Source organism: Streptomyces purpurogeneiscleroticus (assembly GCF_020024005.1).
In the GTDB taxonomy this organism is placed as follows: Bacteria; Actinomycetota; Actinomycetes; order Streptomycetales; family Streptomycetaceae; genus Streptomyces; species Streptomyces purpurogeneiscleroticus.
In genome coordinates, this window is sequence record NZ_NHSG01000403.1 from 1 (window position 1) to 3042 (window position 3042).

The 3042-nt window shown below is 71.3% G+C and carries 2 protein-coding genes; both read right to left on the reverse strand.

Translation table 11 applies throughout. The annotated features are described in order from the left end of the window. Positions 1 to 133: 133 nt before the first annotated feature. Positions 134 to 1198: a 2,5-dihydroxypyridine 5,6-dioxygenase NicX family protein gene (locus CCS38_RS29715; protein ID WP_223736432.1), complete on the reverse strand. Its 1065-nt coding sequence runs from the start codon at positions 1196 to 1198 to the stop codon at positions 134 to 136. A gap of 85 nt (positions 1199 to 1283) precedes the next feature. Next, on the reverse strand, positions 1284 to 3011 hold the full coding sequence (locus CCS38_RS29720; RefSeq protein ID WP_223736433.1) for an OPT/YSL family transporter: 1728 nt from the start codon (positions 3009 to 3011) through the stop codon (positions 1284 to 1286). Between the last annotated feature and the right edge of the window lie 31 nt (positions 3012 to 3042).

The window sequence follows — 3042 nt, forward strand, 5'->3', positions numbered from 1 at the left end:
CGTCATGGGTGGGCTCCAGTCGTCATGGGGGGGTTTCACATTGGGGAGATTCCAATGATGCGATGACGGACGAGTGCGTGTGCGTACGCCTCCGGGGGCGCCCTGCGCGGACACCCCCGGAGACCCGGGAATCTCAGTAGCCCTCGACGCCCAGCTCGCGGCAGATTTCCACGAGTTCGGGGTGGACGTAGACGCCGTCCTTCTCGATGGCCTCGCCGTCGAGGTAAATGGACGGGCCGAGCACCGAGCCGTCGGTGTGGGCGGCGGCGACCCACGGCTCGCCGCCGATCCACGCCCCCTTGGTGCCGATGCCCAGCTCCACGCAGCCGAAGACGCGCTCGTCCTCCACGATGCGGCCGGTCGGCGCGGGCACGCCCGGGTTGAAGCCGAGCGACCAGTGCGCGATGCGGAACATGTTCGGGTCGTTCCAGGACTCCATCCAGCGGCGGAAGACATCCGCGTCCTGGCCGCCCTCGATCCTGGTGACGACGCCCTTCTCGACGGTGCAGCGGACCGGCGAGCGCAGCAGGCCGAGCTGGTCCGGCGGCCACAGGGCGCCGTCGAAGACGAGGACGCCGTCCTGGGTCTCCTCCAGGGGATTCCAGGAGATCTGGCCGGAGAGCATGACCGTCTCGCCGGGCTTCTCGGCGGGCTTGCCGCGCAGATTGATGGGACGGTCGCCGTTGCGGCCGACCAGGTCCGTGCCGTTGGGGGAGGTGATGCGCACCTCGTCGGCCTGCTCCAGCAGGCGTACGAGTGCCTTGCCGAGCTTCATCACGCCTTCGAAGTCGGGGCGGCCCACCGTGGCCACGAGCATGTGCACGTCCACGGCGGTGAGGTTGGTGTACCGGCAGCCGTTCGCCATGGCGGTGCGGAAGGCGTCGGAGTGCATGACGTACGACACCGCGAACTCGATCCACACATCGGCGTCGGCGATCGCGCCCGCGACCGGCCGCGGCGGCTCCATGGAGGAGCTGGGCAGGGTCTCGTACCAGACGACGACGGGGTGGGCGCCCGCGGCGGCGACGGCCTGCGCGGTCGCGTCGACCACCCGGCGGTCGCTGCTGGTGTCGCCGGTGAGGACGACATGCTCGCCCGGCTTGACCAGCATGACCTGCTCGACGAGCTTGCGGGCGGCGATGGCGAGTTCGAAGGCGAGGTACTCAGCGCGCGGTTCGAGGCGGCTGTACATCTCCATGGTGTTCTTCTCCTTGTGCGTACGTCGTGGTGGGTGCGGGCGGAGGGAGGCGGTGGCGGCCGGGCCGTGGTGAACACGTACGTCGTCAGCCCGCCTTGATGATCTGCGCGGAGTCGCCGAGCGAGCTGCCCGCGATGAGTCCGGCGCCGACGAGGTTCAGTTCCTCGTCGGCCCGTGCCCCGCGCAGCTTCCGGTACGCGACGCGTACGGCGAGCGCGGCGAGCACCAGCCAGCAGGCGTGCGGGGTGAGGATGAGCAGGCCGGTGGCGAGCATGACGCCCATCTGGCGGCGGGTGCCGCCGATGAGCTGGACCAGCGCCCCGGGGACGGCCCACAGCAGCATCGTGCTGAGCACACCCGGGTCGCCGAGACCGTGCCGGACGGTGTCCGCGTAGACCTTGGCGACGGGCGGGATCAGGCCCTGCCGGAAGTACGACTGCCACAGCACGGCGACGACGACGAGCGCGGCGGCGAAGCCGATCAGGGCGGCGCGGAACTGCTCGCGGCGGCCTTCGCGCTCGTACGGGTCCCAGGGCCGGTGGTCACGCCGCAGCAGCCAGCCGGCCTTGAGGTCGTACCCCATGTCGGCAAAGGCCGGGCCGGTGGCGGACACATAGCCGACGAGCAGGGCGAGCGGTACGGACGGGATGCCGATGAGCAGGCCGAAGACCAGGAAGATCAGGGTGACGGCGAAGGACGGGAACCAGCCGGACTGCATGGCCGCCAGCCCGACGATGAGCTCGTGCACGAGGGCGGCGAACGCGGCGAAGAGTACCCAGCCGACGATGCCCGCGGGGCTCATCTCGCCCAGGAGTCCGCCCACGACCGCGAGGACGGCGGCGCCGGCGACGAAGAGGGCGTAGCCGCGCAGGAGGGTACGGCGCAGGGCGGACTCGTCGACGGTGGTGGCGGTGGTCGGGTCGGTGGCAGTGGCCCCAACGGCGGATGCCCCAGCGGCGGATGCCTCAGCGGTGGATGCCTCAGCGGCGCCGGCAGGGGAGTGCAGGTGCTCGGCGGGCTTCCGGGCCGTGCCGCGGCGTCGTACCAGCAGGACGGCGGCCTGGCCGAGTGCCACGATCCCGGCGCCGACCATGACGCCGTGCGGAACATAGCCCGCGCCCAGATCGGTGTGGAACAGCGCGGGGCTGAATTCCCGCAGCCCGAGGCCCACCCCGAACATCAGCAGCGCCCAGACATTGCCCAGGAACGCCACGCCTGCGGCGGACAGCGGCAGGGCCAGCAGTGTGCCGCCGACACCGACGAGCGTGCTCGCGCCGAGCACGAGCGCGCGCTTGCCGCCCTTGTCCCCTGCCTTGATCGTCTCCGCGGCGGCGGTGCCCGGCGGCCAGGCGGCGGTTGCGGGCAGCAGCCGGGAACCGAAGGAGCGGTACAGCACCCACGTATCGATGAGCAGTCCGATGAACGCGCCCGCGAGCATCGGCCAGACCAGGTCCCGGCGCCCGAAGACATACGGCACGGCGATGGAGGTCAGCAGGGCGTTGGCCGAGGCGAAGGTGGCGGCGGAGATGGCGCTCTGGGCGAGGTTCTGCCGGTGGACGGAGCGCATCTTGCGCAGCCCGGCCAGGGGGACGCGGCCGATCAGCATGGCGATCAGCGCGCCGACGACCGAGGTGTTGGCGGAGATGCCGAGCTTGGCGACGAGATCGGCGCCGATGACGGCCCCGACGACGGACAGTACGGCGAGCAGGACGAAGACGAGTGGTTCGCGGACCCGTGGATGGGCGGCCGGGCCGCCGGAAGGCTCCGAAGGGTCCGGGGCGGATTCGGCCATGGCCGAGGCATGGTGCGACATGGAACACCCCTTTTGCGGGCAGGGCGAGGCA